The sequence below is a fragment of the Streptomyces sp. NPDC001787 genome (genome assembly GCF_040297465.1).
Lineage (GTDB): Bacteria > Actinomycetota > Actinomycetes > Streptomycetales > Streptomycetaceae > Streptomyces.
In genome coordinates, this window is the sequence record NZ_JBEOZE010000048.1 from 1 (window position 1) to 26378 (window position 26378).

Consider the following 26378-nt stretch of genomic DNA (forward strand, 5'->3'; position numbering starts at 1 on the left):
CCGGTGCGGTACCGATCAGCTGGAGGTCGGTGACGGATTCGCCGGTGTCCAGGACCCGCTTGAGGGTGGCCGAGAGCCGTTCGGCCTCGGGTCCGCCGCCGCGGCCACCAGACCGCCGCCGATCTGCATCTCCACGGAGCTCGGCCCCATGGAACCGCCCAGACCGCCCTGTGCGCCCCGGCCGGGCAGGACGGTGAACTGGTGCGTCGCGATGGCGCCGTTTCCTCCGTTGCCGCCGTTACCGCCGTCGCCCCCGTTGCCTCCGTTGCCCCCGTTCCCGTTGAAGTCGTTGTTGTTCTCGTTGTTGTTGTTGCACCGCACGGACAGGTTGTAGTGCCCGGGCGTGGCGTTGTGCCGGATGTGCGCCGTGGCATACCCCGTACGGCCCGCCGAGAGCTCGGTCGTCGGGAAGGCGTTCGACCACACCTTGCCGCCGTTGCGGCAGCCCTGTGCGGTCACCTGCATCGTGGCGCCCTGGTGGACCGACGAGGGATTGACGGTGATATTGCGCGGAGCGTCGCCGGGAGCACCGCCGGCGGCGGCCAGCGGGGCCGCCAGCCCGACGGCCGCGAAGGCGGTCGCGGAGACCGCGAGAGCGCGTGAAGCACGCATGGTGTGAACCTCCAGCGGGGCACGCCCCGGAGTCCTGTCCTCCGGGATGGATCGAAGAGAAACGCGTCCCATGACGAACCCTCACCAGTTCCCCGGACCGTCGCACTTCGGCACTGCTCCACCCCGGTGAGCCGACACGCCGTACGCGAACCCCCGGATCTGACGGAGTCGCAGGTCACAGACCGTCAGAACTTTTATCCGCTCATTACTCCGAAGAGCAGACGGCCCGGGTGGGCCGGCCGGTGCCGCCACCCGTTCGCCCCTCTCTGATCGCCGCCCCGCCGCACGGCACCTAACGTTCCCCTCGTCGCGACGAAGGGAGAACCATGGGCCGGGACTACTCGGGGGCCGAGCGGACCAGACGCGTGCCCTGGGGCGCTGTCGCCCTGGTGATGCTCACCGGCCTCGCCCTCATGCGGAACGGCGCGGACGTCACGGCGGGCCCGCCCCAGCCCGCGGCGGCCGCCTCCCTGGACAAGGGGCAGGACACCGCGGGTCCGCCCGTGGAGGGCGAGCCGGTGCAGACCCTGCCGTACGCCCCCGCCGCCCGGGTCCAGATCCCGTCCATCGATGTCGACGCACCGGTCATCGACGTGAATCTGGACGCGAACGGCTGGATCGCCGCACCGCCCCCGGAGGACCCCAACCTGGCGGGCTGGTACCAGAACGGGATCGCTCCCGGTCAGCGCGGAACCGCCGTCGTGGTCGGCCATGTCGACAACAAGTCCGGGCCCGCCGTGTTCTACGGCCTCGGCTCGCTCGCCAAGGGCAAGCAGGTCGAGGTGACCCGCTACGACGGCCGGATCGGAGTGTTCGAGGTGTACGGCGTGGAGGTGTTCTCCAAGAACGACTTCCCCGGCGCCCGGGTGTACGGCGACACGGGCCACGCGGAGCTCCGGGTGATCACGTGCGGCGGCGGCTACTCCAGGGCGGGCGGGTACGACGGGAACGTGGTCGTCTTCGCCCGGCTGGTCGAAACCCGCTGAGGGGCGCGGGAGCACACCCGCCGGGAGTACGGGCCACTCAGCCGGGGGTAGACGGGAGTACGGGCCACGCCCGCCGGAGTACGCGGGAGTACGGGGCCGTGTGACCCCGCCACGCCCCCGCCCCCGCTCACACCCACTCCCCCGGCCCTCCCGCGCGGCGGGCCGTCAGTCGCGGTGCGGCACGGTGATCCGGTAGCCGTCGTCGAGCAGTGCGGGCAGATAGCGCCGGAGCGCGGCGACGCTCTGCGACCGGTTGCCGCCCGCGTCGTGCGAGAGGACCACCACCCCGGGCGCGGCTCCGTCCAGGACCCGGCGCACGATGGTTCCGGTACCCGGCGTCGTCCAGTCCAGCGTGTCCACGGTCCAGGCCATCGGCTCCATGCCCAGCTCGGCGCCGATCTCGAACGAGTTGCGGTTCCACGCCCCGTAGGGCGCCCGGTACCAGAGCGGCGGGGCGCCGAGCGTCCTTTCGATCACTTCGCTGGTGCGGCCCAGTTCGTCGCGGATGCCCGGCCTGGAGAGTTTCGGGACCAGCGGGTGGGTCCAGGTGTGGTTGCCCACGACGTGGCCGTCCGCCGCCATTTCCCGCAGCAGGTCCCGGTTGTCGTCGGCCATCTCGCCGCAGACGAAGAACATCGCGCGGACCCGGTGTTCGCGCAGCGTGGCCAGGATGTCCGGCGTGTACCGGGGGTCGGGGCCGTCGTCGAAGCTGAGCACCATGGAGTGCCCGAGGGCGGGCAGCTCCTCGATCGGCCGGGTGCGTACCGGCGGCGGCGCCGGTCTGAACCGGGGCGGCGCGTTCCCGGTCATCGGCTGCAGCCGGTAGGCGGAGGGTCTCCCCCGCGGTTTCGCCGGCGGACCGGCGGCGGCGGTGGCCCGTGTGCCCGCCGGACGGACCGGTGTGGCGGCCCGATCGGCCGCGATCACGTGCACGGCGGTGGCGGCTCCGAAGCCCAGGGCGAGTCTCAGAGCGGTGCGGCGCCCGGGTGAGGTCTGATCACGTCTCATGGCCAACTGCTCGCACGCCCGAGCGTACGCGCGGGCGTACGACACCGGGTGCCGGTGGTTTTGCACCCGATCGACGCAGCAGGCCGGCGGCGTCCCGCGGGACCGCCCACTGTGCCGGGGGCACCCGGAGCAGCTTCCTCCGCATCAGCCGATAGCCTCTGTCCCGTGACAGACCAGAACCCCCATCAGTTCGAACGTGGCACAGACGGTCCCAAGGTGATCGTCGCCGGTCTCGACGGGTCCGACTCCTCCATGCGCGCCGCGGCCTACGCGGCCGGGCTCGCCCGCCGGCAGAACGCCATGCTCGCGCTCGTGTACGTCCAGCCCGTGATGCCCGCGGGCGCCGCGCTCGGCGCGCCGGTCGGGGACACCACCGTCGAGGTCGCCGAGGGGCTGGTCAGCGAGATCCGGGCGGCCACGGAGCGGCTCAAGGACATATGGGATGTGCGCTGGGAGTTCCACACCTTCCGCGGTGATCCCTACAACGGGCTCGTCACGGCGGCGGACGAGTTGCGGGCGGACGCCGTGGTGGTGGGTGCGTCGGAGTCCGCGGGGCACCGTTTCATCGGGTCGGTGGCGGTACGGCTGGTGAAGGCCGGACGCTGGCCGGTCACCGTGGTGCCGTAGGGGCCGGCGTACGCGTCCGCGCCGCCCGCTTCCCCATGACCAGGCCTCCCGGCCCGCTCCCGTGGACGACCCCGGTGCCGTCGGCCCTCTCGTGGGCCCGGGGCCCACATACGACTCATTCAGTGAGCGAAGCCGCGTAAGCGGCTGAACCGGCCGTACTGTTCGCTCCCGACCTCCCCGCGACCGTTCACCGCACCATTCGCCGCACTGTGCGACCGCTCGTCGCACGCCTCGGCGTACCGCCTGTTGCTCAGCGCCCCGATGCGTTCGTATACGGCAGGCGGCAGCGAGGCGGCAGGGCCTTCGCGGGAGAGGACGTTCACGATGACCACGACGACGACCGATGAGCGGGCCATCGCGGAGTTGCAGCGCGAGCACGGCCCCGCGCTGTTCCACTTTCTGCTCGGCCTCACGTTCGGCGACCGGCAGCGTGCCGAGGATCTGCTCCAGGAGACCCTGGTGCGCGCCTGGCAGCATCCGGAGGCGTTCGACGCGCCCTTCGACTCGATGCGCCCGTGGCTCTTCACCGTCGGACGGCGGCTCGCCATCGACGCCCGCAGGTCGCGCGGTGCCCGCCCCGTCGAGGTGAGCGACGCCGTCCTGGAGAGCGCCCCGGCGCCGCAGGACACGGCCGACTCGGCGGTCCGCGCCCTCGACGTACGGGAGGCCGTGCGCACCCTCAGCGCCGAGCACCGTGCGGTGCTGGTGCAGATCTACTTCCGGGGCCTCAGCGTGGGCGAGACGGCAAAGGTGCTCGGCATCCCGCCGGGCACCGTCAAGTCCCGCTCGTACTACGCGCTGCGGCTGCTGTCGCGCGGCCTGCCCGGTTACGGGGCGGGCGGCCCCGGGAACAGGTCCTCCTCACCGAGCAGCGCGAGCAGGGCCGAGGCCTCCGCCAGCTCCACATAGACCGCGGCACATCCGTCGCAGCGCTGGAGGTGGCCGGAGACCCGGCGCGCCTCGTCCTCGTCCAGGGCGTCCAGGACGTACGCGCCGAGCGACTGGCGCACATGCGGGTCATCGCCGGGGTCGGCGGTCATCACAACCTCGTATCTCCTCAACGATCCTGCTCTTCTGCCCACGCGGGGCACCCGCCCCCGGTTCAATGCTCGGTGGAGCCCGGTGCCGAGCGGGGAGAGAGGCGGGGCGGAATGCGTCCGGAACGTGACGAGGGGACCGGTGGCGGGCTGCCGGTCCCGATGGCCTGGCTGTCCACGGAGTACATGGCCGACGAGCTGCTGAGGACCGGCGACCTGATGGAGCCGGCGACGCTGGAGTTCCGCGCGGGGCGCGACGCGCTCGCACTGACGATCTTCCTCTCGGACGGGGCGGCGGCCGGTGCCCTGTCCGAGGCGCGGGTGGACGAACTGCGGCTGCTCACCGCGTGCGGGGCGCCCTGGCGCCGATGGGTCTGCGAGCGGCTGGAGGGCGCGGCGGCTCGGTCCGCCCCCGGCGACCCCGATCTGGCGCTCGCACGGGCGGCCTGGCGGTGGCTGGAGGAGACCGAGGTGCTCGCCGCGGACCTCGACGCGATCACGCCGCCGCCCCGGGAGCCGCCGGGCCACGGAGCCGGCCGGGCGGAGTGGGCGGACAGGACCGGCGAGGCGGAGGCCCAGGTCTGGACGCCGGCGTGGCAGCTCGGGCTGCCGCTCGGGCATCTGGCCGTCCACCTCTGCTGAACGCCCTCGCGACGTCATGAACCATGCACCCCGGCACGGTACTTGGGAAGCCGCAGCGTGATCCTCATCCCCGCGCCGACCCCGGTCTCGATGACGAGCCCGTAGTCGTCGCCGTACACCTGCCGCAGCCGCTCGTCGACGTTGAGGAGTCCGATGCCGCTGGACGCGCCGCCCTCGCCGCGCAGGATCTGCCGCAGCCGGCCGGGCTCCATGCCGGTGCCGTCGTCCTCGATGACGACCTCGGCCTCGGAACCGGCGTCCAGGGCGCTGATGGTGATGCGGCTGGTCGTGACGGCGCCTTCCAGCCCGTGCTTGACGGCGTTCTCGACCAGCGGCTGGAGGCACAGGAACGGCAGCGCGACCGGCAGCACCTCGGGGGCGACCTGGAGGGTGACCGCGAGGCGTTCACCGAAACGGGCCCGGACCAGCGCCAGATACTGGTCGATGGAGTGCAGTTCGTCGGCGAGGGTGGTGAACTCGCCGTGGCGGCGGAACGAGTAGCGGGTGAAGTCGGCGAACTCCAGGAGCAGCTCGCGTGCCTGCTCCGGGTCGGTGCGGACGAACGAGGCGATCGCGGCGAGTGAGTTGAAGATGAAGTGCGGGGAGATCTGGGCGCGCAGGGCCTTGATCTCCGCCTCGATGAGCTGGGTGCGGGAGCGGTCCAGCTCGGCGAGTTCCAGCTGGACGCAGACCCAGCGCGCCACCTCCCCCGCGGCCCTGGCCAGTACCGCCGACTCGCGCGGCGCGTAGGCGACCAGCGCGCCCAGGACCCGGTGGTCGACGGTGAGCGGGACGGCGACGGCCCATCGCAGCGGGCAGTCGATGTCGCCGCAGCCGCTGCGGAAGGCGGTGTCACGGCCGCTGTCCAGCAGGCCCCGGACGTGGTCCATCACGTCCTTGCCGTGGTGGTGTCCCGCGCCGTCCCAGACCAGGACCCGGTCGCGGTCGGTGAGGCAGAGCGCGTCGGTGCCCAGCAGCGAGCGCAGCCGGCGGGCGGACCGGCGGGCGCTCTCCTCGGTGAGACCGGCCCGCAGCGGCGGCGCCGCGAGGGAGGCGGTGTGCAGGGTCTCGAACGTGGCGTGCTCGACGGGCGTGCCGACGTCGCTGGGGCGTACGGGGCGGGCCGTGCGGCGGCCGAGCAGGAAACCCGCACCGGTCAGCAGCCCCGCCAGCACGGTGAGTACGGCGATCCCCGCCCCGGTCATCGCTCCCTCCCGGAGGTGAGCGCTTCCGGCAGATGGAAGCGGGTCATGGCGGCGTTGGTGCCCGGGGGTATCCGGCCCGGGGTGGCGAGCGAGACCAGGATCATCGCGAGGAAGCCGACCGGCACGGACCACACGGCGGGCCAGGCGAGCAGGGCGTGCGGCCAGCCGGGCGGCCGTACCGCACCGCTGACCGTGATGGCGACCGCCAGCAGCGCCGAGCCGCCCCCGAGCAGCAGACCGGCCACCGCTCCGGGCGGGGTGAGCCGGCGCCACCAGATGCCGAGGACGAGCAGCGGGCAGAAGGAGGACGCGGACACCGCGAAGGCCATGCCCACCGCGTCGGCCACCGGCACCCGGCTGACCAGCAGCGAACCGCCCAGCGGGACCGCGATGGCGAGCACGGTGGCCAGCCTGAAGTGCCGTACCCCGCGCGAGGGCAGGACGTCCTGGGTGATCACGCCGGCGACGGCCATGGTGAGCCCCGAGGCGGTGGACAGGAACGCGGCGAACGCGCCGCCCGCGATCAGGGCGCCGAGCAGATCGCCGCCGAGCCCGCCGATGACCCGGGCGGGCAGCAGCAGCACCGCGGCGTCCGCGTCCCCGCCGTGCCGGAGTTCGGGGGCGTACAGCCTGCCCAGCGCACCGTAGACGGGCGGCAGCAGATAGAACACGCCGACCAGCGCGAGCACGGCGACGGTGGTGCGGCGGGCGTCGCGGCCGTTGGGGCTGGTGTAGAAGCGGACGACGACATGGGGCAGCCCCATGGTGCCGAGGAAGGTCGCCACGATCAGCCCGTAGGTCGCGTACAGCGGGTGGTCGGCGCGGAAGACCGGGAGCTGGTCGCCGAAGGAGACCCGCGGCTGTCCGTCACCGCGCCAGGCCAGTACGAGGAAGACCGCGGGGACGAGGAGCGCGGTGAGTTTCAGCCAGTACTGGAACACCTGGACGAAGGTGATGGAGCGCATGCCGCCCGCCGCGACCGCGATCACCACGACGGAGGCGACGAGGACATCACCGAGCCAGCCGGGCGCACCGGTCAGGATCTTCAGGGTGAGCCCGGCGCCCTGGAGCTGCGGCACGAGGTACAGCCAGCCCGCGCCGACCACGAACACACTGACCAGCCGGCGCACCTGCCGCGATTCGAGCCGTCCTTCGGCGAAGTCGGGCAGGGTGTACGCCCCCGAGCGGCGCAGCGGCGCGGCGACGAACACCAGGAGCACGAGATACCCGGCGGTGTATCCGACCGGGTACCAGAGCATGTCGGGGCCGTGTACGAGGACCAGGCCCGCGACGCCGAGGAAGGAGGCGGCGGAGAGGTACTCACCGCTGATCGCGGCGGCGTTGAGACGGGGCCGCACGGTGCGTGAGGCGACATAGAAGTCGGAGGTGGTACGGGAGATGCGCAGTCCGAACCCGCCGACGAGGACGGTGGCGAGGACGACGAGAGCGACCGCCGCCCACGACGCCATGTGGTCGGGTTCGCTCACGGTGCGGGGCGGCCTTCCACGAGCCTGGCGAAGTCGCGCTCGTTGCGTTCGGCCCGGCGGACGTACCACCAGGCGGTCAGGGTGAGCGGCGGGTAGGCGGCGAAGCCGAGCACCGCCCAGACGAGCGCGGAACTCTTGAGCGCGGCGAAGACGAGCGGCAGGGTCCCCGCGACGAGGGCGAGCACCGCGAAGGCGGTGATCGCGGCCCGGAGCTGGCCGCGCATCAGCGAGCGCACATAGGCACCGCCGAGGGCGGTCTGCTCGTCGATCTCCGACTGGGTGCGGTAGCGGGGCAGCGGACGGACCCGCCGGGGCTCCCCCGTGACCACTTCGCGCCGGGGGGTGGGCTCTGCGGACATGAGCTGGGAGTGTAGGCGCGGCCCGGTCCCGCTGGGAAGGTCTCCGGCCGCGCAGGTCCAGGTCAGCGGCTGGTCTGGCGCATCAGGAGATCGCGCAGGGAGCGGGTGTGGCGGCGGCTGACGGCCAGTTCGGCGTCACCGATGCGCACACTCACGCTGCCCGCGTCCAGCCGGAGTTCGTCGATGCGGCCGAGCGCCACGAGATGCCGGCGGTGGATACGGACGAAGCCCCGGGAGCGCCAGCGTTCCTCCAGGGTGGTCAGCGGGATGCGCACGAGGTGGCTGCCGGTGGCGGTGTGCAGCCGGGCGTAGTCGCCCTGCGCCTCGGCGTACGCGATGTCGTCGACGGGGACGAAGCGTATGACGCCGCCGAGTTCGACCGGGATCTGGTCCGCGGCGATGTCGTGGACGGGTGCGGAGCGGTCCTGGACCTGTTCGGCGACGCGCCGCACGGCTTCGGCGAGACGTTCGCGGCGGACGGGCTTGAGGACGTAGTCGACGGCCTTCAGGTCGAAGGCGTGGACGGCGAAGCCCTCGTGGGCGGTGACGAAGACGATGAGCGGGGGCGCGGCGAATCCGGCCAGCAGCTGGGCGACGTCGAGTCCGGTGAGGCCCGCCATGTGGATGTCGAGGAAGACGACGTCGATGGCGTTCGGGTCCTCGGGGCCCGCGTCCACGGCGCCGCCGATGCGGCGCAGCGCCTCGGTGGCACCGCCCGCGCCCTCGGCGCTGCGGATGCGGGGGTCGGCGCGCAGGAGGTAGAGGAGTTCCTCCAGGGCGGGTTGTTCGTCGTCGACGGCGAGTACGCGCAGCATGAGGCCGGAGTGTAGGTGCTGCGGGGCGGTGTCGGCACGCGTGCTGACGGGCTTCTTCCGCTATTTGAGGAGCCTGGACATCCGGCGGTCGGCGAGCGTTCTGCCGCCGGTCTGGCAGGTGGGGCAGTACTGGAGGGAGGAGTCGCTGAAGGAGACTTCGAGGATGGTGTCGCCGCAGACCGGGCAGGGCAGGCCGGTGCGGCCGTGGACCCGCATGCCGCTCTTCTTCTCGGCCTTGAGCTTTTTGGCGGTGAGTCCGCTGGAGCGGGCGACGGCATCGCCGAGGGTGGTGCGCAGCGCGGTGTACAGCCGGGTGATGCCGTCCTCGCCGAGGCCGGTGGTGAGTGTGAACGGGGACATCTTCGCGACGTGCAGGATCTCGTCGCTGTAGGCGTTGCCGATGCCGGCGATGAGGGACTGGTCGCGCAGGGCGCCCTTGATCCGGCGGCGTTCCCCGCCGAGCAGGGCCGCGAACGTGTCACGGTCGAAGGAGTCGGCGAGCGGGTCGGGCCCCAGGCGGGCGACACCGGGGATCTCGGCGGGGTCGTGCACCAGGTGGACGGAGAGGCGTTTGGTGGTGCCCATCTCGGTGAGGTCGAAGCCGTCGCCGCCGCTCAGGACGGTGCGCAGCGCGAGGGGGCCCTTCCCGGGCCGGGGCGGTGCGGCCGGGAAGCTGTCCTTCCACCGGAGCCAGCCGGCCCGCGCGAGATGGGTGACCAGGTGCAGCGGTCCCACCTCGATGTCCAGGAACTTGCCGTGCCGGTCCACGGCGGTGACGGTGCCGCCGGTCAGGGCGGTCAGCGGTGGGTCGTACGTCTTGAGGACGCTGATCGCGAGCGGCAGGACGCGGGCGATCTCCTTGCCGACGAGGTGGTCGTCGAGGAAGACCCGCAGGGCTTCGACTTCCGGCAGTTCGGGCATGTCACCCAGCCTGCCGCAGACCGGTGCCGGGTGCCTCTCCGGCGGTGGCCGGGCCCCGGCGGGTCAGCCGAGGCCGTAGACGCGGGTGGCGGTCCCCGCGAACACGGCCCGCCGCTCGTCCTCGGTGAGGTGGGAGGTGAGTGTGTGCGCGGCGTCGACGACCTCCGCGTAGCCCGCCGCGAGGCGGCACACCGGCCAGTCCGAGCCGAACATCAGCCGGTCCGGGCCGAAGGCGTCCAGGAGCGTGGCGGTGTACGGGCGCAGGTCCTGGACCGTCCAGGTGCGCGGGTCGGCCTCGGTGACCAGACCGGAGAGCTTGCAGACGGTGTTGGGGAGGGCGGCCAGGGCCCGGAGGTCCTCGGACCACGGGTGGCTGCGCCGGGCGGCGACGGGCGGTTTGCCCCCGTGGTCGAGTACGAAGGTGAGTGCGGGGAGCAGTTCGGCGGCCCTCGTGGCGGCGGGCAGCTGGTGCGGCTGGAGGATGAGGTCGTAGACGAGTCCGGCGTCGGCGACGGCGGCGAGCCCGCGCAGCACGTCGGGCCGCAGCAGCCACTCGGGGTCGGGTTCGCCCTGGACCTGGTGGCGCAGGCCGACGAGGCGGTCGCCGCCGGGCAGGGCGCGCAGCGCGGCGAGGGTGCCGGCGATCCCGGGGTCGGTGAGGTCGCTCCAGCCGACGACGCCCGCGACCAGGTCGCTGTTGTCGGCGAGGGCGAGGAATTCGGGGGTCTCCTCGGCGACGGTGACGGTCTGTACCAGGACGGTGGCGTACACCCCCGCGGCGCGGGCCTCGGGCTCCAGGTCGGCGAGGGTGAAGGTGCGCCGGATGGGGGCCAGTTCCTCGCCGGTGATCCAGTCCTGGTCGCGCACGGCGAGGTCCCAGACGTGGTGGTGGGAGTCGACCGTCGGCAGGGGACGTGCGGGAGTCCCGGGGGGTACGGGAGCGGTCATGCTCACAGCTCCCAGGCGACGGGCAGTCCGGCGCCGGCGCCGTCCGCCGAGTAGTCGTGGGAGACGTCGAGCAGCTGGTCCATCCGGGCCTGCCAGGCGACGTTGACGGGGAGCTGCTCCAGTTCCGCCAGGAGCCCGGCGTAGTCCGCGCACTCGATGAGGTGGAAGAGATCGGTACCGCTTCGCCAGATGGTCCAGGAGGTGGCGCCCGCCGCCCTGATGGCGCGGGTGAGTTCCGCCGGGACTCGGCGGTGCGCGGCCTCGTACTCCTCGATGCGGTCGGCGCGGACCTTGGTGTGCAGGGCGACCCTCATGTCAGTTCCCGTCCTCGTGTCCGTCCGTCATCAGCAGTCCTTCGGCGCGCAGATCGTCCCAGAGCCCGTCCGGGATGCCGTCGCGCAGCAGGGCGGCGGCGTCGTGGACCTCGTCCGGGGAACGCGTACCGACGAGCACACCGGCGACGGCGGGATGGGCGAGGGGGAAGTGCAGGGCGGCGGCGCGCAGCGGTACACCGTGTCCCTCGGCGACGGCCCTCATCCGCAGGGCCCGGTCGAGCAGGGCCAGGGGGGCGGCGGCGTAGTCGTACCGGGCGCCGGGTCGCGGATCGGCGAGGAGTCCGGAGTTGAAGACGCCGCCGACGACTACGCTCCTGCCGCGGGCGGCGGCCTCGGGCAGCAGGGCGGTCAGGGCGCTCTGGTCGAGAAGGGTGTAGCGGCCCGCGCACAGGACGCTGTCGACGTCGGTGTCGCGCAGGAACCGGGTGAGCATGGCGGTCTGGTTCATCCCGGCGCCGATCGCCCCGACGACGCCCTCGGCGCGCAGCCGCTCCAGCTCCGGGTACGCCTCGCGGAACGCCGCTTCACCGTGGTCGTCGGGGTCGTGCAGATAGACGATGTCGACGCGGTCGAGGCCGAGCCGTTCGAGGCTGTCCTCGATGCTCCGGCGGACGCCGTCGGCGCTGAAGTCCCAGCGGCGCCGGTGGGTGGCGGATACGGCGAACCCTTCGGAGAGCCCGTCGCCGGCGGGCCTGTCGCCCGCGGGCAGCGGTTCGAGGATCCGCCCCACCTTGGTCGAGATTGTGTACGCGTCGCGGGGCCGGGTGCGCAGGGCTTCGCCGAGCCGCCGTTCGGAGAGGCCGAGGCCGTAGTGCGGCGCGGTGTCGAAGTAGCGGATGCCCTCGTCCCAGGCCGCGTCGACGGCGGCGGCGGCCTGTTCCGGGGTGACAGCGGTGAAGAGATTGCCGATGGCCGCTGCCCCGAAGGACAGTTCGGTGATCTCGACCGCACTGCGTCCGAGCCTGTTGCGCCGCATGGATCCGCCGCCCTCCCCGATGATCGCTTTGATGTACAGAGCGAATATTCATCGGATCACTTGGGCGCGTCAACACTCCCGGCATGAGCCATCGCCAGGAACGCGGACAGATCTTCAGCGATCTGTCCGACCTATCGCGCGCTTTCCCCTCCGTCGAGCACCACGGTCCGCGAGGTGACGGTCAGCGCGTACAGCTCCCCGAACTCCTCCTGGACCGCGGCTGCCAGCCGGTCGAGGTCCCGGAGCGCCTTGCCGTCGGCCACCAGTCCGACCTGTACCCGCCCTCCGTAGGTGGACAGCGCCACGGCGAGGGACTGTCCCCGGGCCAGCGGGGCCATCGGGTAGAGCGCGCGCAGGGGGCAGCCGCCGAGCGAGAGCGCGGAGCGCGGCAGCGGCACGCTGGTCACCAGAACGTCGAACAGCATCCGCGCGGCACCGGCGGCCAGCGGCGCCCCGAGCCGGTGGGCCAGGGGCGGCAGCCGATCGGCGAGTACGGCGACGGCACCCGCGCCCTTCAGCGGTCCCGCCGCCTTGTTGCGGTCCATGGCCGTGCGGACCGCGCGAAGCCGCTCACGGCCGTCGGGCTCGCCGACCGGCAGACCGAGGAGGTACCCGGAGAGCAGGTTGCCGGTCACCGCCGCACCGCCGGGCCGCCGCCGGGAGACGGGTACCAGGGCACGCGGGTCGCCTGCGGGCAGCGGCTCGCCGCGCTCCAGCATCCAGCGCCGCAGCGCCCCGGCCACCACGGCGAGCAGGACGTCGTTGGCCGTGCCGCCCTCGGCCCGGCGGATCCGCTGGACCGCTGCGGCGTCGAGTTCCGCGGTGGCGAGCCGACGGGTGCCGCTGGAGGGTGCGGTGAGCGCGGTCGCACCCCGCGGAGCGAAGCGCCCCGCCCGGACGACGGAGGCACCCACCCCGAGCGCCCGGCCGACCTCACCGATCCTCCCCAGCGCCATGCCCACCACGTCACGGGGGTCCGGCAGCCAGGAGCGCGGGGCCACGGGGGCACGGCGGGCCGCGCCCCGGCCGCCGGTGACGGCCGCGATCTCGTCGAAGATCCCGGCGCCGATGGCGACGGCACGCATCCCGTCGGCGAGCGCGTGGTGCAGCTTCACCAGTACGGCGAACGGCCCGCCGTCGGCGCCCCCGATGAGATACATCCGCCAGGGCGGCAGCCCCCGCCCCAATGGCCGCTCCATCAGCTCACCGGCCAGCCGGGTCGTCTGCTCCATGAAGTCGCCCTCGGCCAGGACCAGCCGCCGGACGTGACGGTGGACATCGAAGCCCTTGTCCACGGCCCAGGCGCAGCCGCCGACCGGCAGCAGCACATCCCGTACGCACATCCTCAGCCGGGGAATCGCGGCGGCCCGGTCGCCGAGCAGCCGCAGGAGGTCCTGCGGGGCGACGCCGGGGGACGGCGAGAAGACGGCGAGCGCGCCGAGATGCATCGGGTGGGACGCGGATTCGAAGTGCCAGAAAGCCAGATCGAGCGGGGCCAGAAGCTCGGTGCCCAACGGGTCCTCATGTCATCGAAGGCAGAACCGCCGTACGGCCGCAGTCAATCTCTTGCGGTCGGTTACGGTCAAGGACAGACATGTTACGTATTGTTACCTTGCGGTACAGGTCATTCTCCGCCGGAGAACCCTCGGGCGCACGCGGGCCGGGCCTCCTGGGCGAGGCGCCCCAGGAGCGGACGGGACGCCGCCTCACAGCCGCTCCGGGATGAGGAACTCGCACCACACGCACTTGCCGTTCCCCCGGGACTCCACGCCCCAGACGTCGGCCAGCCGGTCCACGAGCATCAGGCCGCGCCCGGAGACTCCCGACTCGCCCGCGTCCCTGCGCCGCGGCAGAGCGCTGGAGCGGTCCTCGACATCGACGCGCAGCCGCCGCTCGGTCCCGGCGAGGACCCGGACCGTGACGATGGCCCCGCCGTCGGTGTGCATCAGCGCGTTGGTGATCAGCTCGTCGGCGGCCAGTTCGATCTCGTCCGCGCGGTCCTTGGCGCCCCACGCCCGTACCGCCGCCCGGATCATGTGCCGGGAGGAGCTCAGCGCCTCCGGGTCGTTCTGCGCGACGTGCTGCTGGAGCCGGCCGCCGGGCTGCGGTGCGTCGGCGGCCCTGCGGCGCAGGAGCAGCACCGCGACATCGTCCTCGCCGCCCCGTTCGTCGACGGCTTCGCAGAGCTGGTCGGCCAGCGTCTGCAGGTGCTGCGGGCCGTTCGTCACCATGGCGGTCAGCAGCTGCATGCCCTCGTCCAGATCGGCACCCGGCAGTTCCACCAGGCCGTCGGTGTAGAGCACCAGCGTCTGGCCGGGGTCCAGCTCGACGGTGCTGACCGGGTACTCCAGCCGGCCGAACTCGGCCGAGAGGCCGAGCGGCAGCCCGCCCTCGGCCGGCAGTCTGCGGCAGCTGCCGTCCACGTCCCGTACCAGTGGGTCGACATGACCGGCCCGGACCAGTTGCACGACCCCGGTGGTCAGATCGACCTCGGCGTAACTGCAGGTGGCGAACCGGTCGGTGTCGAGCTCATGGAGGAAGACGGAGGCCCGCGCCATCACGGTGGCCGGGCTGTGCCCCTCGGCCGCGTAGGCGCGCAGCACGATCCGGAGCTGCCCCATGACGGCCGCCGCGTGGGTGTCATGGCCCTGTACGTCTCCGATGACGGCGCCGACCCGGCCGCCGGGCAGCGGAATGAGGTCGTACCAGTCGCCGCCGATGTCGCGCCCCAGGCGGGCCGAGCGGTAGCGGACGGCGACCTGCGCCCCGGGCACCTCGGGGATGCGGCGCGGCAGCATCGCCTGCTGGAGCCCCTCGGCGAGGTCGTGCTCCTGCTCGTAGAGCATCGCGCGCTGGAGGCTCTGCGCGATCGAGCTGCCGAGCGCCACCAGCAGATTGCGCTCATCGGCGGTGAAGCCCTCCTTGTCGCCGTAGAGCAGCCCGAGGGCGCCGATCGGGCGGGCCTGGGCGATCAGCGGCAGATAGGCGGCGGAGGTGATGCCGAGGTGGCCGATGCTGGGCCACAGAAGGGGGTACGAGGCGGCGAAGTCCTCGGCGGACTCGATGAAGCGCGGCGTGAGTGTGCGGACCACCTCACTCATCGGGTACGGCTCGTCCGTCCGGGTGTACCGGGTGCCCGGCACATACGCCCCGTCGGGCCCGTCGGCCACGAGGTGGATGCGCCCGGCCTCCAGCAGCCCCACGACGAGGCTGGTCGCACCGAGGTGCGCGAGCCCCTGGGAGTTGTTGAGCACGTCGATGACGTCCTTGACGGTACGGGCGTGCGCCAGGGCCGCCGTGGTGCCCTCCACCAGACTGGTGCGGCGCCGGCGGTCCTGGTCCACTTCCAGCCGGGCGGTCGAGTCGGCCAGCTCCTGGGTGGCGTCGCGCACGATGCCGATGATGCGCCGGGGCCGGCCGGTGGAGTCCCGCCGGACGAAGCCCTGGGTGTGGGTCCAGCGCAGGGTCCCGTCACGCCGCTGGATGCGGAAGTACGCGCCGTAGTTGGCGGACCCGCTCTTCAGCGCCTGCGAGACCATGCTGTCCAGCCGGATGCCCTCGTCCGTCGGTACGCGCACGCCGAGCGACTCCGGCCGGTTGTCGTACTCCTCGGGGCCGAGGTCGAACACGTCGAGGGCGGGCCGGTCCATGTGCATCAGGCCGCTGTCCAGATCCCAGTCGAAGCAGCCCATACGGTTCAGGGCGAGGCTGAGGTCCGGGTGGGCGGGCCAGTCGTCGGGGAGTGACAGGGCACCCGCTACCCGATCATCCATGTGGGTCACTCTGCCATCATTTGTCCGATTCTTCGAGCGTTCCCACGCCCCTGCTCCCCGCCCTTGCCCGCGCCCCGCCCACACCCGCTCCGGCCCCGCCCTCCCACCCCGCCCCCGGTCCCGCTCAGCCCGCGAAGGGCTCGGGAGCGGCCGGCTCGGCAGGTGCGTCCGGAAGGACCGGCGGCGGTCCGTCCGGGTCCCCGTCCGGGTGGACGGGGTCGGCCGGGTGGCCGGGGTCGGGTTCACCGGGACCGTCGGGCGGCAGGCCGGTGGGGTCGTCCGTGGGCATACCGGGCGTCACGGGGCCCCGGTCCGGGTCGCCGTCACCGCCCGTCGGGGTCGGGCATCCCGTGGGCGCCGCGGCGTCGGCATCACCGCCCGGCCGGGCCGCCGGACAGTCCGTACGCCCCGTCCCGCCGGAGGGCGTGGGGTCGGCGGAACCGGACGGGTCCGCCGGGCGCGACGGCGGCAGGATGTCGTCACCCGGCTCGAACGGCGGGGGGACGTCCGGGACCTTGTCCCGGCCTCCGCCGTCACCCATCGGCCGCTCGATCCAGGTGTTGTCCGCGACGTCGACGATGACCAGATGGGTGATCACCTGCGCGCTGGGGCGGACGACCGTGACCCGGGACGGGTCGTAGCCCGCCCAGCGCTCGCCGCGGTGCGCGACCCCGCCCTTCGCGACGACGGGCGGGTCCAGCGGGTTGCCGCAGGCGCAGCGGACCCGCGGCAGGCCCCGGCTGTCGGCCATGACGGCGGTGCCCGCCTGGAGCACGGACTGGAAGCTGGTGGCCGCGCCCGCCTCGTAGCCGTGACTGGTCACCTGGACATCGGCCCGCAGAACGACGGGGGTCAGCGATCTCAGGTACCCGGGGATCTGCACCGGCTCGATGCCCGCGACCCCGGCGAAGGCGCGCCCCTTGGCCCGGTCGGCGGTCAGGAAGCGGATCTGCTGTTCGACGTCGCAGGCCGCGGCGGAGCGGGTGCCGCCGTAGAGTCCCGGGGCCGCCCCGGACACGGCTCGCGTCCTGCGGACGTCGCCCGGGGCCCTGGCGGTCGACTTCGCGGTGACGGACGGCGCGGGTGCGGGCCTCGCCGTCGAGCCGGTGAACGGAGCCGGTCCCGCCACCGCCACCGGCTGGAGAAGGACCTCGGCCTCGGCGGTGCCGGGGGTGCCGCGCGCCGCCCCGTCGCCGGTGTCGCCGCAGCCCGCGGCGAACAGAACTCCGGCGGACAGCGCGGCGAGCGTGGCGCGCCGCAGACGCCGGGGGGCCGGACCGGGCGGCGCCTGCCGGCCTGTGTCGGTCTGTCTGGCCACGTCGACCTGCCTGTTCACATCGGGCGGATGGGCAACTCCCATCTCTTGGGCACGTCGCACCCGACCGCAAGCCGACGGGGCACATGGCGCACACGGCGCACCGCGCCCAGCGTCTTGAACGCGTTCAAGGAAGGCCCTACTCTCGACCCAGCTGTTGAACATGTTCAAAGGGGCTGCCCGGCACCACGTCCGGGGCACCGTCCACCCAGAAGGCGGGATCGCATGACGACGTTCACCTACCCGGAGGTCGGCGCCACCCGGCTCGGCCCGCTCCCGAACGGCTACCACCATCTCCACCACCGCACCCGGGTGGGCCGGGGCCGGTCCGACTTCCTGGCGGCGGGCGCCGCGGTCACGGAGTGGCGGATGCACCGCACCTCGGGCGCCCGGGTGAACGCCTCGGCGGCACGGGCGGAGGCGGGCGGCGGCGTCCAGGTGTCGCTGGGGCTCGGCCCGCTCCGGTTCACCGCCCCGTGCGAGGTGGTCTGGACCGCGTACGAGAAGGACCGCACCGGCTTCGGCTACGGGACGCTGGAGCGGCATCCCGAACGCGGCGAGGAGTGTTTCGTGGTGGATCTGGCGGACGACGGCACCGTCTGGTTCACGGTCATGGCGTTCTCCCGTCCGGCGAGCTGGTACGCCCGGCTCGCCGGGCCGCTCGTGCCGCCCGTACAGCTCTGGTACGCACGGAGGCTGGGCCGGGCCCTGCGCCGAATCGTGGCCGTGAGCTGAACCCTGGCCGATACTGGGAGGGATGGAGTGGTTCACCGCAGACGGCTACTGGCTCAGCAGGCTGATCTTCCAGCGGGCACTGGCCGTGGTCTATCTGGTCGCCTTCCTCACCGCCGCGCTCCAGTTCCGTGCGCTGATCGGCGAGCGCGGCATGCTGCCCGTGCCGGAGCTGCTGCGGCGCACGCGCTGGTGGGAGGCTCCCGGTCTCTTCCGGCTCCACTACTCCGACCGGTTCTTCGCCACCGTCGCCTGGAGCGGCTGCGCCGTCTCGGTGGCCCTGATCGCCGGACTCGACGGACTCCTTCCGCTGTGGGGCGGGATGCTGCTCTGGGCGCTGCCGTGGGTGCTGTACCTGTCGATCGTCCAGGTCGGCCAGGTCTGGTACGGCTTCGGCTGGGAGTCCCTGCTGCTGGAGACGGGGTTCCTCGCCGTCTTCCTCGGTACCGGGGACACCGCGCCGCCGGTGCTGGTGCTGTGGCTGCTGCGCTGGCTGCTCTTCCGGGTGGAGTTCGGTGCCGGGCTCATCAAGATCCGGGGCGACGCGTGCTGGCGGCGGCTGACCTGTCTGGACTTCCACCACGAGACCCAGCCGATGCCGGGGCCGCTGAGCTGGTTCTTCCACCGTCTGCCGAGACCGGTGCACCGGGTCGAGGCGGCCGCCAATCATGTCACCCAGCTCCTGGTCCCCTTCCTCCTGTTCACCCCGCAGCCGGTGGCGAGCGCGGCCGCGGGGCTGATGGTCATCACCCAGCTGTGGCTGGTCCTGTCCGGGAACTTCGCCTGGCTGAACTGGCTGACGATCGCTCTCGCCCTCTCCGCGGTCGACTGGCACCTGATCGGCGGCCGTCCGCCCGCGCTGTCGGCGCCGCCGCTCTGGTACGAGGTGGCCGTCATCGCGGTCACCGCGCTGGTCCTGGTCCTCAGCTACCGCCCGGCGCGCAATCTGCTCTCCCGCCGTCAGGTGATGAACCGGTCCTTCGATCCCCTGCATCTGGTCAATACCTACGGGGCGTTCGGCAGCATCAGCAGGCTTCGGCTCGAAGTCGTGGTGGAGGGGACGGCCGATCCGGTCGCCCACGACGGGGCGCACTGGCGGGAGTACGGTTTCCGCGGCAAGCCGGGCGATCCGCGCCGTATGGCACGGCAGTTCGCCCCCTATCATCTGCGGCTCGACTGGATGATGTGGTTCGCGGCTCTCTCCCCCGCCTACGCCCGCGCGTGGTTCGGGCCGTTCGCCGAGCGGCTCCTCGGCAACGACCGCGACACGCTCCGGCTGCTGCGGCACAATCCGTTCCCCGGCACACCGCCCGCGCATGTCCGCGCCAGGGTGTACCACTACCGGTACACCGACTGGCGCGAACTGCGGGCCACCGGACGCTGGTGGCACCGGACCTACGTACGGGAGTTCATGCGGCCGATGGCCCGGCCGGTGCCGCTCAGGACGCCCGGGCGGCCCTGAACACCCGGGCGTGCTCCCCCGTCCCCCCGCCGCCCGCCTCCGGGCGCCCGGCCGTCCGCGCTACTCGGCGTCCTCGCGGGACTTCAGCAACCGGCTGATCTGCTCCACGAGCTCGGAGTCGTCGGCGCGGTCCTTGCCCTGGACCAGCGCGCCCAGCCGCTCGGCGGTCCGGAAGTCGTAGGCCCGCTCCACCTCTTCGCCCGGCACACTGCCGTACTCGTCGCGGGCGCGGAATCCGACGGTCAGGTCCACCGCCTTCGCGATGATCCAGGTCAGGACGAAGGAGAACGCGATCACCGAGACGATGGCGACGAGCTGCTTGCCCAGCAGCCCCCAGCCGCCGCCGTAGAACAGCCCCTCCTTGCCGCTGATCCGCGCGGTGGCGAACAGCCCGACCATGATCAGACCGATCAGACCGCCCACCCCGTGCACACCGACGACGTCCAGGGTGTCGTCCACGCCGAAGCGGTACTTCAGCGTGATGGCGAAGGCGCAGACGGCACCGACGACCAGACCGGTGACGACGGCACCCAGGGTGTTGATCTCCCCGCAGGCCGGGGTGATGGCGACCATGCCCGCGACGGCGGAGGAGACGACACCCATGGTGGTGACCCGTCCGGTGCGCCACTTCTCCACCAGCGGCCAGGTGACCATGGCCCCCGCCGCGCCGAGCTGGGTGTTCAGGAAGGCCGCCGCCGCGGTGCCCTGGTCGGAGAGCGCGGAGCCGGAGTTGAAGCCGAACCACCCGAACCAGAGGAGCCCGGCACCGACGACGACGAGCGGGATGTTGTTCGGCCGCTCCTCGCGGCGTGCGAAGTCGCGCGGTGCGCGCAGCACCAGGGCCACCGCGAGACCCGCGACCCCGGAGTTCAGCTCCACCGGCAGACCGCCGGCGAAGTCGAGTGCCCCCAGGTGCTTCACGATCCAGCCGTCCTGGTCGAACACCCAGTGCGCGATCGGGATGTAGACGATGAGCAGCCACAGGACGACGAAGACGAGCCAGCCCTTCATCGTGGCGCGGTCGGCGATCGAACCGCTGATCAGCGCGACGGTGATGATGGCGAAGCCCATCTGGAAGGTGCTGTAGACGTACGTGGGGATGTGTCCGGTGAGGGTGTTCAGTTCGATCCCGCGCATGAACACGTGGTCGAGATCGCCGATCACTCCCGCTCCCCCGACATCGGGACCGAAGGCGAGCGTGTAGCCGATCACCCACCAGACGAGGGTGCCGAAGGCCAGCGCGGCGAAACTCATCTTGATCATCATCAGGACGTGTTTGGTGCGCACCATGCCGCCGTAGAAGAACGCCAGTCCCGGCGTCATCAGCAGCACCATCGCGGTGGAGGCGAGCAGCCAGGCGGTGTCGCCGGAGTCGTACGCGGGCGGCATCGGCGCGGGGGCGGTGATCATCGACGGACACCTCGTGTGGGGGGAGGGCGGGGAGCGTTCGTGGGCCGGGCGGGCCCTTGCGGTGACGGACTAGGGTTTACGCAGGTCGGGGGCCGGGTGGCCGGTGAGCAGCCGGCGTACGGCGTCCCAGGCGGCGTCCTTCGCGGCGGCGACCCGGACCGGGCTGTCGTCGAGGAGCCGTACCCAGGCGCCGCACTCCCGGGGCAGCACGCTGACGCCGTACAGCAGTCCGCGTTCTGCCAGCGCGTGGTGCAGGGTGTCGGCGACCTCGGCCGCGGGTCTGCGGTCGGTGACGACGTAGAGCGAGGCCACCTGGTCGTGACCGGCGAACACCCCGGGCCCCAGGACCTCCGCCCGGCCCCGGCCGCCGCCCGGCGCCAGCCGCAGGGTGTCGATGGCCAGCAGGGTGCCGTCGGGGCGGCGGATACGCAGGTCCGTGGCGAGCACCCGGTAGTCGTGACGCTCGCCGCGGGCGAGCCGCCCCGCGGTGACGGTGTCTCCGAGGACGACGGTGGCGCCGGGCGCGACGGTCACGTCGGTGTGCTGGTAGAAGCGGGCGTCCCTGAACGGGATCAGCGGGTCGGGGAGGTATTCGACGTAGGAGCCCTCCGCCGCCGTGATGTGCACGCGCTGGCTCGCGTAGTCGTGCTCCATCCGGAAGATCTTGCTCGCCGCCTGGGTGGTCAGATGCACCTGGGTGCCGGGGCCGCAGCGGAAGTCCATCCGGTAGCGGTCGGCCTGGGCGATCCCGCCGCCGGTGGCCATCAGGTACACGTAACTCATCCCGGGCAGCGCCGGATCGATCCACAGCGGCCGCATGATCTGCAACGGCGTCTTCTGGTAGCGCTCGACCAGCTCCGTGCGCCCGCCCCGGACGGCGAAACCCAGGTCCAGGATGCCGACCTTCGCCGGTGAGCCGGGCGCGAGCGTGTCGGGGAGGGACGCCAGCTCCTCCACCTCCGGGGGCACGCGCGCCGCCGTGTAGTACCGCGGCGCGAGCCGGTCCGTGGCGGACCGCGGCGCCATGGGCGGTACGGGGGCGGGCACCGGGGCGGGCGGCATGTCAGATCAGCACCTTGCGGCGGGATTCCAGGTAGCCCGCGATGTCCTCGATACCGATGCCGGTGAGACAGTCGGTGAGGACGACGGGGCGGTTGTCGCGGACCCGGTGGGCGTCGGACTCCATGATCCCGATGTCCGTGCGCACATACTTCGCGATGTCGATCTTGTTGATGACGAGCAGATCGGAATCGGTGATACCGGGGCCCCGCTTGCGCGGCATCTTCTCGCCCTCGGCGGTGTCCAGGACGAACAGGAAGAGATCGACGAGGGCCGGGCTGAACGTCAGGGTGAGGTTGTCGCCGCCGGACTCGTACAGCAGCGTGTCGGTGTCCGGGAACCGCTCCAGCATCTCGGCACCCGCCGCCAGATTCATCGTCGGGTCGTCGCGGACGGCCGTGTGCGGACAGGCGCCCGTCTCGACGCCGACCACCCGCTCCGGCTCCAGGATCCCGTCGAGCGTGCGGCGGATGTGCTGGGCGTCCTCCTGGGTGTAGATGTCATTGGTGATGACGGAGGGACGGTGGCCCCGGGCGATGAGCACGGGCACCAGCGCCTCGATGAGCGCGGTCTTGCCCGAGCCGACCGGTCCCCCGACGCCGACCCTCAGTACGTTGTCGTCCATGGTGCTCCCTTGTCCGGTGGGGTGGATGGTTCAGCTGGCGAAGAGGCGCGCCTCGGCGCGTTCATGACGGCCCGACATGACATCGGAGGCGAAGACGGTGGCGCCGACATCGGCGAGTTCGCGCCGCAGCGCCTCTTCGACGACCCGCTCGATGACGGGCGCGGCGCCCCGCAGCAGGGTCTGGGCCCTGCGGTGGTCGGTCAGCCGGAGCCGCAGGGCCGCACCGGCGAAGCTGGCGCAGAACGCGAACAGGTCGGCCGCGACGGCCTGCCGGACCGGGACCCCGGTCGCGGCGTAGATGACCCCGGCGGCGACCGCCTGGGTGCCGGGCGCCTCCCGGCGCCGGACGCGGTCGAAGTAGGCGGTGATCGACGGCCGGTCGAAGACTTCCGCCCCCAGGTCCAGGAGCTGCCGCCCGGTCCGGGTGGACGCCTGGCGCATCTCCCGGCCCAGTTTGGTGGCGAACAGGTGCTCGTCGATGTCCGCCACCGCGTCCAGGTCGCCCGACGCCGCGGCCCGGTGGGCGAGGGCGAGGGCGGTGGCGTCCGCCGGACCGACGCCGTGCAGCAGCAGGTCCTCCAGCAGCGACGGCAGGGTTCCGGCGTCGACGGCCCCCGCGTGGGCGTATCCCTCCAGGCTGTGGGACAGCGTGTAGAAGCCGCTGGGGAACGCCGAATCGGTCAGCTGGAGACCGGTCAGCAGCGCCGCGAGGTCCGGTCCGGTCCCGGCGGTCCCGGCCGGTGGCACCACGGACGGCGGCGCCGGGGCGGCCGGGCGGTGGGGATGCTCGCGCTCGTTGAGGTACATCGGCGTTCCAGGCCCTAGACCAGGAAGAACAGATGGTTGAGGGGCAGTTCCTCGGCCGGGTCGATCGTCGCGACCTTGCCGTCGAGGGTGACCTTGAAGGTCTCCGGGTCCACCTGGATGTCCGGCAGCGCGTTGTTGCGCACCATGTTGTGCTTGCCGATCGTGCGGGTACCGCGCACCGGCAGGATCGTGCGGTCCAGGCCGAGCTCCGCCGGTACGCCCGCGGCGATGCCCGCCTGCGACATGAAGGTGGCGTGGGTGGCCGGCAGCGCCTTGCCGAACTGCCCGAACATCGGCCGGTAGATGACCGGCTGCGGAGTGGGCAGTGAGGCGTTCGGGTCGCCCATCTGCGCCCAGGAGATGATGCCGCCCTTGATGACCATCTTCGGCTTGGCACCGAAGGAGTGGATGGGCCAGAGCACGATGTCGGCGATCTTCCCCTTCTCCAGGGAGCCCACATGGTCGGCGATACCGGTGGCGATGGCCGGGTTGATGGTGACCTTCGCCAGATAGCGCAGGACCCGCTGGTTGTCGTTGCGGGCGGAGTCGCCCTCCAGGACTCCCAGCTTGTCCTTGCAGTGGTGCGCCGTCTGGAAGGCGCGGGTCACCGACTCGCCGACCCGTCCCATGGCCTGGGAGTCGGAGGAGAACATGCTGATCACGCCGAGGTCGTGGAGCACCGACTCGGCGGCGATGGTCTCGGCGCGGACCCGGCTGTCGGCGAAGGAGACGTCCTCGGGGATGTCATGGCTGAGGTGGTGACAGACCATGACCATGTCGAGCAGTTCATCGACGGAGTTCTTGGTGTAGGGCAGCGTCGGGTTGGTGGAGGACGGCAGGATGTTGGGCTCGCCGGCCACCCGCATGATGTCGGGGGCGTGACCGCCGCCCGCGCCCTCGCTGTGGAAGGTGTGGATCGCGCGGCCGTCGATCGCGGAGCGGGTGTCCTCGAAGAAGCCGCTCTCGTTCAGGCTGTCGGTGTGAATGGACACCTGGACGTCGTAGCGGTCCGCGACATTGAGCGCGTTGTCGATGACGGCCGGGGTGGCGCCCCAGTCCTCGTGGACCTTCAGAGCGCAGGCACCGGCCTCGATCTGCTCGTTCAGGGCCTCCGGCAGACTGCCGTTCCCCTTGCCCATGATGCCCAGGTTCACCGGCCAGGCCTCGGCCGCCTGGAGGAAGCGGGCGATGTTGTAGGGGCCGGGGGTACAGGTGGTGCCGTTGGTGCCGTCCGAGGGGCCCGTACCGCCGCCGATGAGGGTGGTGATGCCGTTGGTCAGCGCCTGTTCGGCCTGCTGCGGGGCGATCAGGTGGACGTGGGTGTCGATGGCCCCGGCGGTGGCGATGAGGTGCTCGCCCGCGATGGCCTCGGTTCCCGGGCCGATGACCAGGTCGGGGTCGACGTTGTTCTGCGTCTGCGGATTGCCGGACTTGCCGATCCCGGCGATCATCCCGTTCTTGATCCCGATGTCGCACTTGACGACGCCCACCATGGGGTCGATGACCACGACATTGGTGATGACGGTGTCCAGCGCGCCCTGGCCGCTGGTCGCCTGCGGGGAGGCCGCCATGCCGTCACGCATGGTCTTTCCGCCGCCGTAGAGGACCTCGTCGCCGTACTGGCCCTCGCTGAAGTCCTTCTCGACCTCGACGACGAGGTTGGTGTCGGCGAGGTGGAACCGGTCGCCGACCGTCGGGCCGAACATGTCGGTGTACTGCTTGCGGGGCAGGATGGGCATCAGCGCGAACCCTTCTTCTTGGTCTTCGCGCTCTTGGCGCCGGTCGTGGATTTCGCGTTCTCGGCGCCCGCGGCGGCCTTCCCGCCCTTGGCGCCCGCCGCTGCCTTGGCGCTCGGGGCGGCCTTCACGCTCCGGGTGCCGGGCTTGGCCTTCGCGCTCTTGGCGCCGGTCGTGGTCTTCGGGCTCGCGTTCTTGCGCGGGCTCTTCGCACGGGGCGCCACCGTGGCCTTCGGGGGCTGCTCGGCGCCCTGGAAGCCCTGCTCGATGGCCTTGCGCACGGCCTCGACCCTCGCGGGGTGGGAGGCGAGGCTGCCGTTGAGCAGTCCGCTGAAGCCGACGAGCCGGCCCGTTCCGGCGTACGCGCAGAGTTCGACCTCGCGCGTCCCGCCGGGTTCGATGCGTACGGAGGTGCCTGCCGCGATGTTGAGGTGCATGCCCAGCGCCCGCCGGCGGTCGAAGGACAGCGCGGAGTTCACCTCGAAGAAGTGGTAGTGCGAGCCGACCTGGACCGCGCGGTCGCCGGTGTTGCTGACGGTGAGTGTCACCGTGCGGCGGCCCGCGTTGATCTCGATGGGGTCCTTGCCGTAGATGTATTTCTGACGGAACGTCATGCGGAGCTCCTGAGAACGTGTCCCGCGCCGGGGGCGTGCGGGTGCTGATGCGGGTGCTCGTGGCTGTCGTCGTGCCGGCCCCCGCCGTGGGCGGGGACATGGACGTGACCGTGGCTGTGGCTGTGGCCGAGTGCCGGGCCGTGCTCGTGGCCCTCGCCCGGTGGGTGGGTGTGGTGGTGGCCGTGGTGGTCGGCCGCGCCCAGTCCGGCGGCGATCCCGTCGTCGCCGTGCTCGCGCCGGCGCAGGGCGTCGGAGACCCGTTCGGCGAGCACCCGCAGCAGGGCGGAGCGCGGCACCGGCGGACCGGCGACGGTGACCTGGGCGCCCGGTACCTCCGGGACCCCGGGCACGGCGAACGCCGCCGGCAGCACCACCACCCGGGCGGCGCCCAGCAGCAGACAGCGCCGCACCCCCTGCGCGGGGTCGGGGTCACCGCCGGTGAACGCCACCTCGACCAGCGGATGGTTCCCGTGGCGCCGCACGAGACTCGCGACCCGGTACAGCTCGGCGTCCTCGAACGGATCCCCGGAGGGCGCCGTGACGAGCAGCGCGTCGGAGGCGGGTACCCGCCCCGCGGCGGCCCGCAGCCAGCCGACGAGGTGCTGCGCGGTGCCGAACGGTCCGGCCAGGACCGTCCCCGCCCGGTCCTTCGCGGGCAGCGCCCGGAGCGTACGGGCGGTGTCGGCGACGAGTTCGGGGTCGCGCCCGAGCGTCATCGGTACGACACAGCTCTCCTCCCCCCGGCGGCCCAGCTCGGCAAGACACCGGAACAGCTCGCGCCCGCCGGGCACCACCGTCACGTCCCGCCCCTTCAGGTCCGCCAAGGCCCGCCCGTGGCCGGCCTCGTGTCCGCAGACGGCGATCACCCGGCATCGCCCGGCCACCGG

The 26378-nt window shown here is 72.4% G+C and carries 26 protein-coding genes and 1 pseudogene; 6 read left to right on the forward strand and 21 right to left on the reverse strand.

Annotated elements, in window-relative coordinates; all coding sequences use genetic code 11:
- Positions 1–15: 15 nt before the first annotated feature.
- Complete coding sequence (locus ABT170_RS38145; RefSeq protein WP_351875425.1) at positions 16–612, reverse strand: hypothetical protein; 597 nt, start codon at positions 610–612, stop codon at positions 16–18.
- A 326-nt stretch (positions 613–938) separates the two neighbouring features.
- Here ABT170_RS38145 and ABT170_RS38150 point away from each other — a divergent pair, with 326 nt between their 5' ends.
- Positions 939–1598, forward strand: coding sequence for a class F sortase (locus ABT170_RS38150; RefSeq protein ID WP_329947193.1), 660 nt, complete (start codon positions 939–941; stop codon positions 1596–1598).
- A 165-nt stretch (positions 1599–1763) separates the two neighbouring features.
- Here ABT170_RS38150 and ABT170_RS38155 read toward each other — a convergent pair whose 3' ends face one another.
- On the reverse strand, positions 1764–2606 hold the full coding sequence (locus ABT170_RS38155) for a polysaccharide deacetylase family protein (protein ID WP_329947194.1): 843 nt from the start codon (positions 2604–2606) through the stop codon (positions 1764–1766).
- Positions 2607–2771: 165 nt separating this feature from the next.
- Between ABT170_RS38155 and ABT170_RS38160 the strand changes: the two genes are divergently transcribed.
- Positions 2772–3233, forward strand: a complete 462-nt coding sequence (locus ABT170_RS38160; RefSeq protein ID WP_266926216.1) for a universal stress protein — start codon at positions 2772–2774, stop codon at positions 3231–3233.
- Positions 3234–3557: 324 nt separating this feature from the next.
- Complete coding sequence (locus tag ABT170_RS38165; RefSeq protein ID WP_329947195.1) at positions 3558–4142, forward strand: sigma-70 family RNA polymerase sigma factor; 585 nt, start codon at positions 3558–3560, stop codon at positions 4140–4142.
- Here ABT170_RS38165 and ABT170_RS38170 read toward each other — a convergent pair.
- Positions 4061–4273: a zf-HC2 domain-containing protein gene (locus ABT170_RS38170; protein WP_329947196.1), complete on the reverse strand. Its 213-nt coding sequence runs from the start codon at positions 4271–4273 to the stop codon at positions 4061–4063. The two genes, ABT170_RS38165 and ABT170_RS38170, sit on opposite strands and share 82 nt — an antisense overlap.
- 111 nt (positions 4274–4384) lie before the next feature.
- On the opposite strand from ABT170_RS38170, the gene ABT170_RS38175 reads away from it, so the two are divergent.
- Positions 4385–4912 (forward strand): hypothetical protein, encoded by a 528-nt coding sequence (locus ABT170_RS38175; RefSeq protein ID WP_351875432.1) that lies wholly within the window; start codon positions 4385–4387, stop codon positions 4910–4912.
- 14 nt (positions 4913–4926) lie between these two features.
- Here ABT170_RS38175 and ABT170_RS38180 read toward each other — a convergent pair whose 3' ends face one another.
- The 11 genes from ABT170_RS38180 to ABT170_RS38230 form a co-directional block, all read right to left on the reverse strand.
- Positions 4927–6117, reverse strand: a complete 1191-nt coding sequence (locus ABT170_RS38180) for a sensor histidine kinase (RefSeq protein WP_329947198.1) — start codon at positions 6115–6117, stop codon at positions 4927–4929.
- A complete protein-coding gene (locus ABT170_RS38185) occupies positions 6114–7604 on the reverse strand; it encodes a sodium/solute symporter (RefSeq protein WP_329947199.1) in 1491 nt (496 codons plus the stop codon). The genes ABT170_RS38180 and ABT170_RS38185 overlap by 4 nt, the downstream gene beginning before the upstream one ends.
- Complete coding sequence (locus ABT170_RS38190; protein WP_329947200.1) at positions 7601–7963, reverse strand: hypothetical protein; 363 nt, start codon at positions 7961–7963, stop codon at positions 7601–7603. Before ABT170_RS38190 ends, ABT170_RS38185 begins: the two co-directional genes overlap by 4 nt.
- A 62-nt stretch (positions 7964–8025) precedes the next feature.
- A complete protein-coding gene (locus ABT170_RS38195) occupies positions 8026–8778 on the reverse strand; it encodes a LytR/AlgR family response regulator transcription factor (protein WP_351875437.1) in 753 nt (250 codons plus the stop codon).
- Between the two features lie 60 nt (positions 8779–8838).
- Positions 8839–9699, reverse strand: coding sequence for an Fpg/Nei family DNA glycosylase (locus ABT170_RS38200; RefSeq protein WP_351875440.1), 861 nt, complete (start codon positions 9697–9699; stop codon positions 8839–8841).
- A gap of 63 nt (positions 9700–9762) precedes the next feature.
- Entirely contained in the window at positions 9763–10647 is an 885-nt protein-coding gene (locus ABT170_RS38205) for an amidohydrolase family protein (protein WP_351875443.1), read from the reverse strand.
- A 2-nt stretch (positions 10648–10649) separates the two neighbouring features.
- The gene (locus ABT170_RS38210; protein WP_329947203.1) at positions 10650–10961 is read right to left on the reverse strand and encodes an L-rhamnose mutarotase; all 312 of its coding nucleotides are present in this window, start codon (positions 10959–10961) and stop codon (positions 10650–10652) included.
- Position 10962: 1 nt separating this feature from the next.
- Complete coding sequence (locus tag ABT170_RS38215; protein WP_329947204.1) at positions 10963–11958, reverse strand: aldo/keto reductase; 996 nt, start codon at positions 11956–11958, stop codon at positions 10963–10965.
- Positions 11959–12089: 131 nt separating this feature from the next.
- Positions 12090–13472, reverse strand: coding sequence for a wax ester/triacylglycerol synthase family O-acyltransferase (locus tag ABT170_RS38220; RefSeq protein ID WP_351875447.1), 1383 nt, complete (start codon positions 13470–13472; stop codon positions 12090–12092).
- Positions 13473–13664: 192 nt separating this feature from the next.
- On the reverse strand, positions 13665–15731 hold the full coding sequence (locus tag ABT170_RS38225) for a SpoIIE family protein phosphatase (RefSeq protein ID WP_329947206.1): 2067 nt from the start codon (positions 15729–15731) through the stop codon (positions 13665–13667).
- A gap of 124 nt (positions 15732–15855) precedes the next feature.
- A complete protein-coding gene (locus ABT170_RS38230) occupies positions 15856–17049 on the reverse strand; it encodes a DUF6777 domain-containing protein (protein ID WP_351875450.1) in 1194 nt (397 codons plus the stop codon).
- 222 nt (positions 17050–17271) lie between these two features.
- Between ABT170_RS38230 and ABT170_RS38235 the strand changes: the two genes are divergently transcribed.
- Positions 17272–17781 (forward strand): DUF1990 domain-containing protein, encoded by a 510-nt coding sequence (locus ABT170_RS38235; protein ID WP_329947208.1) that lies wholly within the window; start codon positions 17272–17274, stop codon positions 17779–17781.
- 22 nt (positions 17782–17803) lie between these two features.
- The gene (locus tag ABT170_RS38240) at positions 17804–19240 is read left to right on the forward strand and encodes a lipase maturation factor family protein (RefSeq protein WP_351875453.1); all 1437 of its coding nucleotides are present in this window, start codon (positions 17804–17806) and stop codon (positions 19238–19240) included.
- Between the two features lie 60 nt (positions 19241–19300).
- On the opposite strand, the gene ABT170_RS38245 is transcribed toward ABT170_RS38240, so the two are convergent.
- The 7 genes and pseudogenes from ABT170_RS38245 to ABT170_RS38275 form a co-directional block, all read right to left on the reverse strand.
- Positions 19301–20650 carry an ammonium transporter gene (locus tag ABT170_RS38245; RefSeq protein WP_351875456.1) on the reverse strand — a complete coding sequence of 450 codons (1350 nt, stop codon included), beginning with the start codon at positions 20648–20650 and terminating at the stop codon, positions 19301–19303.
- Positions 20651–20719: 69 nt separating this feature from the next.
- Positions 20720–21712 carry an urease accessory protein UreD gene (locus ABT170_RS38250; protein ID WP_329947211.1) on the reverse strand — a complete coding sequence of 331 codons (993 nt, stop codon included), beginning with the start codon at positions 21710–21712 and terminating at the stop codon, positions 20720–20722.
- A gap of 1 nt (position 21713) precedes the next feature.
- Positions 21714–22334 (reverse strand): urease accessory protein UreG, encoded by a 621-nt coding sequence (gene ureG / locus ABT170_RS38255; RefSeq protein ID WP_266926180.1) that lies wholly within the window; start codon positions 22332–22334, stop codon positions 21714–21716.
- A 30-nt stretch (positions 22335–22364) separates the two neighbouring features.
- On the reverse strand, positions 22365–23141 hold the full coding sequence (locus ABT170_RS38260; protein WP_329947212.1) for an urease accessory protein UreF: 777 nt from the start codon (positions 23139–23141) through the stop codon (positions 22365–22367).
- A 14-nt stretch (positions 23142–23155) separates the two neighbouring features.
- Positions 23156–24880: an urease subunit alpha gene (ureC, locus tag ABT170_RS38265; protein WP_329947213.1), complete on the reverse strand. Its 1725-nt coding sequence runs from the start codon at positions 24878–24880 to the stop codon at positions 23156–23158.
- A 236-nt stretch (positions 24881–25116) separates the two neighbouring features.
- Positions 25117–25491 (reverse strand): annotated as a pseudogene (locus tag ABT170_RS38270) (urease subunit beta); the annotation flags it as partial.
- Positions 25488–26375, reverse strand: coding sequence for a cobalamin biosynthesis protein CbiX (locus tag ABT170_RS38275; protein ID WP_351875461.1), 888 nt, complete (start codon positions 26373–26375; stop codon positions 25488–25490). The gene ABT170_RS38275 and the pseudogene ABT170_RS38270, both read right to left, overlap by 4 nt.
- Positions 26376–26378: the final 3 nt, after the last annotated feature.

Coding starts and splice junctions, on each gene's coding strand:
- ABT170_RS38190 (WP_329947200.1), bottom strand. CDS start 7,963: ATGTCCGCAGAGCCCACCCCCCGGCGCGAAGTGGTCACGGGGGAGCCC.
- ABT170_RS38150 (WP_329947193.1), top strand. CDS start 939: ATGGGCCGGGACTACTCGGGGGCCGAGCGGACCAGACGCGTGCCCTGG.
- ABT170_RS38225 (WP_329947206.1), bottom strand. CDS start 15,731: ATGGATGATCGGGTAGCGGGTGCCCTGTCACTCCCCGACGACTGGCCC.
- ABT170_RS38175 (WP_351875432.1), top strand. CDS start 4,385: ATGCGTCCGGAACGTGACGAGGGGACCGGTGGCGGGCTGCCGGTCCCG.
- ABT170_RS38205 (WP_351875443.1), bottom strand. CDS start 10,647: ATGACCGCTCCCGTACCCCCCGGGACTCCCGCACGTCCCCTGCCGACG.
- ABT170_RS38155 (WP_329947194.1), bottom strand. CDS start 2,606: ATGAGACGTGATCAGACCTCACCCGGGCGCCGCACCGCTCTGAGACTC.
- ABT170_RS38215 (WP_329947204.1), bottom strand. CDS start 11,958: ATGCGGCGCAACAGGCTCGGACGCAGTGCGGTCGAGATCACCGAACTG.
- ABT170_RS38260 (WP_329947212.1), bottom strand. CDS start 23,141: ATGTACCTCAACGAGCGCGAGCATCCCCACCGCCCGGCCGCCCCGGCG.
- ureC (WP_329947213.1), bottom strand. CDS start 24,880: ATGCCCATCCTGCCCCGCAAGCAGTACACCGACATGTTCGGCCCGACG.
- ABT170_RS38235 (WP_329947208.1), top strand. CDS start 17,272: ATGACGACGTTCACCTACCCGGAGGTCGGCGCCACCCGGCTCGGCCCG.
- ureG (WP_266926180.1), bottom strand. CDS start 22,334: ATGGACGACAACGTACTGAGGGTCGGCGTCGGGGGACCGGTCGGCTCG.
- ABT170_RS38180 (WP_329947198.1), bottom strand. CDS start 6,117: ATGACCGGGGCGGGGATCGCCGTACTCACCGTGCTGGCGGGGCTGCTG.
- ABT170_RS38250 (WP_329947211.1), bottom strand. CDS start 21,712: ATGCCGCCCGCCCCGGTGCCCGCCCCCGTACCGCCCATGGCGCCGCGG.
- ABT170_RS38240 (WP_351875453.1), top strand. CDS start 17,804: ATGGAGTGGTTCACCGCAGACGGCTACTGGCTCAGCAGGCTGATCTTC.
- ABT170_RS38200 (WP_351875440.1), bottom strand. CDS start 9,699: ATGCCCGAACTGCCGGAAGTCGAAGCCCTGCGGGTCTTCCTCGACGAC.
- ABT170_RS38170 (WP_329947196.1), bottom strand. CDS start 4,273: ATGACCGCCGACCCCGGCGATGACCCGCATGTGCGCCAGTCGCTCGGC.
- ABT170_RS38210 (WP_329947203.1), bottom strand. CDS start 10,961: ATGAGGGTCGCCCTGCACACCAAGGTCCGCGCCGACCGCATCGAGGAG.
- ABT170_RS38145 (WP_351875425.1), bottom strand. CDS start 612: ATGCGTGCTTCACGCGCTCTCGCGGTCTCCGCGACCGCCTTCGCGGCC.
- ABT170_RS38165 (WP_329947195.1), top strand. CDS start 3,558: ATGACCACGACGACGACCGATGAGCGGGCCATCGCGGAGTTGCAGCGC.
- ABT170_RS38195 (WP_351875437.1), bottom strand. CDS start 8,778: ATGCTGCGCGTACTCGCCGTCGACGACGAACAACCCGCCCTGGAGGAA.
- ABT170_RS38245 (WP_351875456.1), bottom strand. CDS start 20,650: ATGATCACCGCCCCCGCGCCGATGCCGCCCGCGTACGACTCCGGCGAC.